The following is an 8665-nucleotide window of genomic DNA, read 5'->3' as shown; positions in this document are numbered from 1 at the left end:
CAATATAAATACAAAAAAGAAGGTGACTCTAAACAAGTTAAGATAAAGGATAGAGCGAGTATTTCTGAAAGACCTAGCAGTGCTAATAGAAAAAATCTTTATCACTTTGAAGGTGACACTATTGTTGGTAAAGACCATAAAAGTGCTATTGTAACAATGGTCGATAGAGCTAGCAGATTTACTATTTTAGCCAAGTCTATAGATAGAACAGCTAATTCAATCAATAGAATATTGTACAAAGTATCTAATGGTCATAAAATATTAACAGCTACATTTGATAATGGTAAAGAGTTTGCTAAACATAAGAAGCTAACTAGCAAGACTGGCATCAAAGTATTCTTTGCTGATCCATACAGTCCTTGGCAAAGAGGTACTAATGAAAACATGAATAGGTATATCAGACAATTTATACCTAAAGGTACTAACTTTAACAATATATCTCATCAATACATTAGAAAGTTACAGATAGACTTGAATAATAGACCTAAGAAATGTTTAAATTACTTGACACCTAATGAAGTACATTTTGGTATCTCTATAAACATTGAGAATACAATCTAGCTGATGAATTATTTATTTCCTACAAAACCACTCTAAAAGCTAATAGATACCATACCATTTCAGTATACTCAAAGCCTTTATTTTCAATATTTTTACACGAATTTAATTTTTGATTTAGACTATTAATATGCTATAATTTGAACTGTATAATTAAAGATAAGAAAAGACCTCTGAATCATTAAGTTATAAGATTTTTTCTTTCCACTTATTTTACAAAAAGGAAATAACACTAAAATACTAGAACTATAAGGAGAAGCAACATGTTACCAACGCTCATGTCTGTTGACTTAGCAAGATTGCAGTTTGGTTTAACAGCATCATTTCACTTCTTATTTGTTCCTTTAACATTAGGTCTAACGTGGATTTTATTCACAATGGAAGTAATGTACGTAAGAACAGGTAAGCAAGTATATAAAGATATGGTGAAGTTTTGGGGTAAATTACTCGGTATAAACCTCGCTCTAGGGATTATTACTGGTCTAACTATGGAGTTTGAATTCGGTACTAACTGGTCATACTACTCTCAATCAGTAGGTGATATCTTTGGTACGCCTCTAGCTATTGAGGGCTTAGCAGCATTTATGCTTGAGTCTACTTTTGCTGGTTTATTCTTCTTTGGTTGGGATAAATTGTCAAAGAAACAACACTTACTGTCTACATTCTGTTTAGCAATAGGTTCAAGCTTCTCTGCTCTACTAATTTTAGTTGCTAACGGTTATATGCAGCACCCGGTAGGTTCTGAGTTCGTTGCCTCTACAATGAGAATGGAAACTGTAAGTTTACTTCAAGTATTCCTAAATGAAACAGCACAAACAAACTTTGGTCACGTGATAACAGCTGGATATACAACTGGTGCGACTTTTGTAATCGGTATCAGTGCTTTCTATCTACTAAAAAATCGTGATAATGGATTCGCTAAAAGATCTTTAGGTGTTGGCCTAGGTTTTGGTATCGTTGCTTGTACTATGGCAATGTTCTTTGGTGATGCAAACGGTGTAGATGCATTTAAAGTACAACCATTAAAAATGGCTTCAATAGAAGCTGAATGGGATACTTCTAAAGCTCCTGCTGCTTTCGATGCTGTAGCTATCCCGAGCAATGCTGATCAAGAAAACCATTATGCAGTAGAGATCCCTGCTGTACTTGGTCTAATCGCTACTCACTCTACAGATGTAGAAGTCCCTGGTATCAAAGCTATCCTTTATGGAAAAGCAGATACTAATGGCACTAGAGATCCTAATCTTGCATACTACAGAGATATCGCAACAGGTGAAACTGCTGATGTATCTCCAGAAGTAGCTGCTGCTAACCCTGCTAAGTACGAAAAAGTACCTGCTGCGGTAGTTATGATTAGAGATGGTGGTTTAGCGTATGCAGATCTTCTAAAATGGAGAGAAACTGGTCACGAAGGCGATACTCCAGATGGTAGTTATGCTAACTATAACAATCCTGAATATCAAAGATACATGGGCTTCGGTAAGTTACTTGTACAAGTGGCTCAAGAGAAATATGGTAAAGCCGACTCTGAAACTATAGCAAAAGTTGCTAACGACCCTGAATTAGTAAAAGCAGCTGCTACTAATATGGTTCCTGAAGTTGTTAGCATATTCTGGGCATTTAGAATAATGGTTGCTATTGGTTTACTATTATTTGCTCTAATGTTTGTTGGGTTAATACTACTTGCTAAGAACTCATTAGGTGGTACTAAATTCAGCAGATTCGTACTAAAAGTAATGTTATGGTCAATTCCATTACCATTTATTGCTTGTTCAGCTGGTTGGTTCGTAACAGAGCATGGCCGTCAGCCTTGGACAGTATATGGACAACTTCCTACTAGTATAAGTTCTTCAGCTCTTACTGCAGCAGATGTTGGTACTTCTATGGCAATCTTCTGTCTAATAGACTTAAGCTTATTTGCTGTATTAGTTTTCTTAATGTTCAAGTATGCAAGACTAGGTCCTAGCTCGTTAGGCACTGGTAAATACCATTTTGAACAAAACAAAAATGATAAATAAGGAGAGATAAATGTTATTAGATGTTTTACAAATTATCTCTTGGCTAGTTGTAGGAGTTCTAATATTCTTAGTAGCTGCTACTGTTGGTTTTGACTTTGGTGTAGGTATTCTTGCCAAATTTGTTGGTAAAGATGACTACGAAAAAAGAACTATCATAAATACAGTTGGCCCTACTTGGGATGGTAGCCAAGTTTGGTTTATTACAGCTGGTGGTGCCATATTTGCTATTTGGCCGCAAGTTTATGCTACAAGCTTCTCAGGTTTATATATTGCTATCTTACTAGTGCTATGGGGACTTTTTTTAAGACCGCCTGCTTTTGAGTACAGAAAGAAGATAGACAATCCTACATGGAAAAACTTCTGGGACTGGATGCTTTTATTAGGAAGTGTTATCCCTATAGTTGTTATGGGTGTAGCTGTTGGTAACTTATACTTAGGTTTCCCAATCTCATATGATGATACTGCAAGATTAATATACGGCACAGTTACTGATGGTCAATATCAGTCTATGTGGGTTACTTTAATACACTTATTGACTCCATTTGCACTATTATTTGGTATATTTGCTCTGAATATGTCATTAATGCATGGTTCAGCTTATGCTAAACTTAGAACTGATGGTATCCTAAGAGATAGATTTAGAAAAATCACAAATGTTACAGCGACTATCTACTTAGTTTTATTTGTAGTCGCAGCTATTTGGATTGCTCTAATACCAGGATATCAGTACTCTACTGGTGCAAGTTGTACATACGCATCAGAAGCATTACAACACCCATTTAGTGCTGGAGTTATTACTAGTGATCACTCTTGGTATTATAACTTCACACAAGCTAAAACTATTTGGATGTGGTTTGCTCCTATCCTAGCTTTTGTTGGTGCATTACTTGTTATCAAGTTTAACAACAAAGATAAAGATGGTGCTGCCTTCATAGCTAGTATGGCTTCTCTACTAGGCGCTGTATTAACAGTTGGCTTTGCATTATTCCCATTCATTATGGTGTCTAATGTAGGTAACTTCCAATATAGCTTAACAGTATTTAACGCAAGTAGTAGCCAAACTTCTCTAATAGGTATATTATGTACGGCTGTTATTATACTTCCAATCATCTTCTCTTATACATTCTTTGTGTATAAGAAAATGTGGGCAAATGGTCGTAGAGTATCTGCTGAAGAAGTTAAAGCAAACTCTCACGAGTTATACTAAGAGGAGACTAGTATGTTTTATTTATTATGGATTACATCTGCATTTGTAGCTGTTGGTGCTGGTTGTTTCGTAGCTAGCAGAATTGACAAAAAAGAAGACTAATTTTCTATCTGCTATTTTCTTCTATTTCATTTCTTCTCTTTGATATAAAATTTTTTCATTCAAATTTTATTTGTTTAAAAAAATGAAAAAAATAATATATCTAACTATCACTTTATTTTTTGTTATAACATCTAATTGTTATGCAGATATTATTGTTGGAACAACTGGAGATTATGCTCCTTTTTCAATTTATGATAAGAACGATAATAAATTCTCTGGCAAGGATATTGATCTCATAAAAACTTTTGCTAAAGCAAATAATGAAGATATTAAATTTATTAAAACGACTTGGGCAACTGCAGAAGGTGATCTAAAAGATAGTAAATTTGATGTCTTTGTAGGAGGTATGACAATAACTCCTACTCGTCAAGCAAAATTCATATTCTCAACTCCATTAGGCTCTTTTAGTAAAGCAGCAATGACTAACTGCAAAAACTTATCTAAGTTTAAGAGGTTTGCAGATATAGATAATCCAAACACTCTAATCATCGAAAATAGAGGTGGAACAAATGAGAACTTTGCTTTACAGAAAATCAAAAATGCTCAATTATTAATTATCGCTGATAATAAACTTGCGGTTAAATCTATCACCGATGGCATAGATGGTATATATCCAAATATTTGCCAAGTACCAATTAAAGTTGATGATAGTATTTCATATAAGGCTTTTATGTTTAATAACACTCCAGCAGGGAAAAATCTCGCTAATAAGTTTAATGACTGGATAAAAGATAATCCTAAAATTCTTCATCAATATTTAAATTCAGAAAAATAAAAGTTCTCTGAATCAACCTAACTCTATTGGGTCAATATCAAAATACATCTTAACTGAGTTTTTTAAACTAGACATTATTTGAGTATTAGCAACCCATTTAATTATTGAATTTATCTGACTACGAGAGTTTGAGGTTAAAAGTATACTATAGCGATATACATTATTTTTTTTCAGATGAAGAGCTGGTAGAGGTTTAGATACTTGTACACCGGAGCTATCTTTCAAACTCAAATATATTTGCTCCAACATATTTAAGACTTTATTCTCATCTTTTGATTCAGCTATGATTTGTGCTTGATAGGTATATGGCGGATAACTCGCGTACTTTCTTTGCTCTAAAAGGTAATCCAGAAAGTCAAGATAATCGTTATTTACCAATAGTTGTAAAAGTTTATTATCAGGCTGATATGTCTGAAGTATTATCCTTCCAGGTTTATCTGCTCTTCCAGCTCTTCCAGAGACTTGAACTATCATTTGCGCAGTTCGCTCTATTGCATGGAAATCAGTACTATATAAACCAGCATCAATATTAATTAACCCTGCTAATGTAATATTCTCGAAATGATGCCCTTTTGCTATCATCTGAGTACCAACAATAACATCAACTTGCTTATCATTTATCATTTGGTTGATGCTATGTAGGTCATTCATAGTTTTGATATTTGATCTATCAAAGCGCACTATCTTATTATATGGAAATCTTGCTTCTATTCTTGATTGAACTTTTTCAGTACCACTACCATAAGCAAAAAGCTCTTCAGCACTGCAACTTGGACAAGCTGTAACTATCTGCTTACGAGAACCACAAAAATGACATTCTAAGTACTGGTATGGATGTGTATGTAATGTATATGGTTTATCGCATCTCTTACACTCTACAGCATCTCCACAACTCTTACAGACCAAAGCCTTAGCAAAACCTAATTTATTGATAAATATTAATGACTGCTGATGATCGTTAATATTCTGTTCAATCAATGAAAAAAGAGTATTACTAATACCATTATCAACAATACTTGATTTTAGATCTAATAGCTCAATCGTATTCTGATGTGAGTTTAGCGCCCTTTTATTAAGCTTGAGCAAATTATACTTTCCAATAAGATAATTATAGTAACTTTGAATAGATGGTGTAGCACTCCCTAAAACCACAGGGATATTAAGCTGACTAGCTCGAAATATAGCAGCATCACGAGCATTATAACGAATAGTTGTTGTTTGTTGCTTATATGAACTATCGTGTTCTTCATCAACTATGATAATCCCAAGATTCTTAAAGTCAGCTAAGACTCCACTTCGAGTAGCAATTACAATATCAGATTCGCCATTTTTTATTTTTAACCAGTTAGTTAACCTAGCTTTATCACTTAGTTTAGAATGTAGTGCAACAACATTCTTATCTATAAACCTCTTCTCAAATCTTTTGATTGTCTGTGGTGTAAGATTTATTTCTGGCACTAAGACAAGAACTTGTTGAGACTTGGCTAAAAAGCTCTGAATGGTGTGTAAGTAAACTTCTGTTTTGCCACTTCCAGTCACTCCATAAAGTAAAGACACCTTGAAACCTGATTGTGATGTAATTTGCTTAAAAGCGTATTGCTGCTCTGGATTAAGCAACTCAGGTAAGTCTGATTCTATAGTATTATTAGACTGTCTTAACTTATAAGTTTTTTTGAGGATGTTTTTATCAAGCAGTTTATTAATAACATAGCTAGAGGCTAGTTCTTTTAGATCCTCAAAACGAAGCGCTTCATTATTAGCAAAAATTTTTAGAACATCTTGTTGCTTTGAAGTCAGTTTATGTTGCTGTAGCTCTATTTGATCTAAATATACATAGGTATCTTTCTGAGGAGAAACTTTCTCGATTTTCAAAAAATCATTTGGTAAAGCCAAACGTATAGCATTATATAAATCACAACAATAATACTGCGATAACCACAAAATAAGTCTTTGTACAGCATCGCTAATAGGTTGATCTATAATCTTTAGAATAGGTTTTACTCTTGTAAGCTCATAAGCAATCTTTATATCTTTAGCTACAATAAAGCCTATAAGTTGACGCTTACCCACCTGTACCAAAACTCTGCTAAATAGCTCGATATTAGTATCTTTAATAGAGTAATCAAGCAAGTAACTTGGAGGTACTGCTAGAGCAACCTTAACAATCATTATCTAACTTCTATAGTTTTTGTATTTTTATACCAGTAATAAAATCCATAAACAGCTGTAATGAAAAATATAAAGTTCTGTAGCACTTGACCATACAGTTCTTGTTGATACATGACTACAACGAAATATAAATCCGAAATAATCCATACAATCCAATTTTCCATAAACCTCTCTATAGTCATGATAATTGCTGTAAATGTAATACCTGTCAGAATACCTGTTGAAAATATATCTGCTGAACTAGTGATATAGTTAAATACAATACTAAAAATACATAGTATCACTAGATAGACAATATAACGAAAATAGTCAGCTCTCTTCATCCACTTAACAGTCTTATGCTCACCATCTATACCTTGTGTATACCACTTATACCAACCATAGCTGAAGAATATTACATAAACAAATTGGAGTAATACCAGTGAATATGTACCTTTCATTGCAAACAAAAATAACAAAAGTATCGCACCTACTATACCTAAAGACCAAGACCACACTTTAAGCCTTGCTAAGTATATTGTATACAACACATTTATAATCAATGCTGAATAATCAAGAGTCTCAAATAACATTACATAAATCCTTATACGCCTAAAAACACTCGTATAATTTTATATCAAGATCTTTGTATAAGTCAGATTTTATTACATTAATTTTTCTTATAGAACTTGTTTTAAAATTAATTGTAGGGTTACACGCCAAATATATCTCATACAAGTTGATACTAAAAACATCACAATTCAAATAACAAATATCTTGAGCAGTTATCCTAATAACTCCTGCAATTTCTAAGTCATATAAGATTTTCTTAACTTTATCGTAATCAGCGACCGCCATTTTTTGATACATCTGGTCTATACTTATTCCATTTCTTAGCTCTCTTTGAGCTATATGTAATTCTTTAAGCATACACACACTAATAGATCATCTCTTTTTACTTCTTTCTTAAAGTCTAGTATCACCTCCATATACTGTATAGCTTTGATCATTACAGCTCCTAGAAGTGTAATCTGCCAAGCAACAAAGACCCATAGTATAAAGATAGGTATCAAAGATAATGAACCATAAATCACTGAATAAGTAAGTACATAGAACATATATAGAGCAAAAAGTTTTTTTGCAATAGAGAAAACTATAGCCACCAAAACGCTACAATTAATGCCGTTTTTGAGTTAATCCTTGTATTAGGTAATATTTTATAAAAAACAAAAAATCCTGCTATTAAAAAAATTAAAGATAATCCATTTAAAAGATATTGCTCAATACCAATATGAGCTAGATTGTATTCTCAATGTTTATAGAGATACCAAAATGTACTTCATTAGGTGTCAAGTAATTTAAACATTTCTTAGGTCTATTATTCAAGTCTATCTGTAACTTTCTAATGTATTGATGAGATATATTGTTAAAGTTAGTACCTTTAGGTATAAATTGTCTGATATACCTATTCATGTTTTCATTAGTACCTCTTTGCCAAGGACTGTATGGATCAGCAAAGAATACTTTGATGCCAGTCTTGCTAGTTAGCTTCTTATGTTTAGCAAACTCTTTACCATTATCAAATGTAGCTGTTAATATTTTATGACCATTAGATACTTTGTACAATATTCTATTGATTGAATTAGCTGTTCTATCTATAGACTTGGCTAAAATAGTAAATCTGCTAGCTCTATCGACCATTGTTACAATAGCACTTTTATGGTCTTTACCAACAATAGTGTCACCTTCAAAGTGATAAAGATTTTTTCTATTAGCACTGCTAGGTCTTTCAGAAATACTCGCTCTATCCTTTATCTTAACTTGTTTAGAGTCACCTTCTTTTTTGTATTTATATTG

The 8665-nt window shown here is 32.9% G+C and carries 8 protein-coding genes and 1 pseudogene; 5 read left to right on the top strand and 4 right to left on the bottom strand.

Translation table 11 applies throughout. The annotated features are described in order from the left end of the window. The 5 genes from F8C69_RS07090 to F8C69_RS07070 form a co-directional block, all read left to right on the top strand. Positions 1-561 (top strand): IS30 family transposase (locus F8C69_RS07090; RefSeq protein WP_159183759.1); only part of this gene is annotated, 561 nt, incomplete at its 5' end. Positions 562-821: 260 nt separating this feature from the next. Then, positions 822-2576: a cytochrome ubiquinol oxidase subunit I gene (locus F8C69_RS07085; protein ID WP_159184713.1), complete on the top strand. Its 1755-nt coding sequence runs from the start codon at positions 822-824 to the stop codon at positions 2574-2576. A gap of 10 nt (positions 2577-2586) precedes the next feature. Next, on the top strand, positions 2587-3783 hold the full coding sequence (cydB, locus tag F8C69_RS07080) for a cytochrome d ubiquinol oxidase subunit II (RefSeq protein ID WP_159184712.1): 1197 nt from the start codon (positions 2587-2589) through the stop codon (positions 3781-3783). 12 nt (positions 3784-3795) lie between these two features. Further along, entirely contained in the window at positions 3796-3885 is a 90-nt protein-coding gene (locus F8C69_RS07075; protein WP_030003323.1) for a hypothetical protein, read from the top strand. Positions 3886-3967: 82 nt separating this feature from the next. Beyond that, positions 3968-4660, top strand: a complete 693-nt coding sequence (locus tag F8C69_RS07070; protein ID WP_159184711.1) for a transporter substrate-binding domain-containing protein — start codon at positions 3968-3970, stop codon at positions 4658-4660. 12 nt (positions 4661-4672) lie between these two features. Here F8C69_RS07070 and priA read toward each other — a convergent pair whose 3' ends face one another. The 4 genes and pseudogenes from priA to F8C69_RS07050 all read right to left on the bottom strand — a co-directional run. Further along, positions 4673-6829: a replication restart helicase PriA gene (priA, locus tag F8C69_RS07065; RefSeq protein ID WP_159184710.1), complete on the bottom strand. Its 2157-nt coding sequence runs from the start codon at positions 6827-6829 to the stop codon at positions 4673-4675. Continuing rightward, positions 6829-7401: a nicotinamide riboside transporter PnuC gene (pnuC, locus tag F8C69_RS07060; RefSeq protein WP_159184709.1), complete on the bottom strand. Its 573-nt coding sequence runs from the start codon at positions 7399-7401 to the stop codon at positions 6829-6831. The genes priA and pnuC overlap by 1 nt, the downstream gene beginning before the upstream one ends. Before the next feature lie 19 nt (positions 7402-7420). Next, positions 7421-8099, bottom strand: a pseudogene (locus F8C69_RS07055) (YihY/virulence factor BrkB family protein); the annotation flags it as partial. A 5-nt stretch (positions 8100-8104) separates the two neighbouring features. Next, positions 8105-8665, bottom strand: a 561-nt coding sequence (locus F8C69_RS07050) for an IS30 family transposase (RefSeq protein ID WP_159183759.1), incomplete at its 5' end; no start/stop codon positions are given.

It is taken from the genome of Francisella noatunensis subsp. noatunensis, from assembly GCF_009823375.1.
Classification (GTDB): Bacteria; Pseudomonadota; Gammaproteobacteria; order Francisellales; family Francisellaceae; genus Francisella; species Francisella noatunensis.
This window is presented reverse-complemented; position numbering and strand designations above follow the sequence as displayed.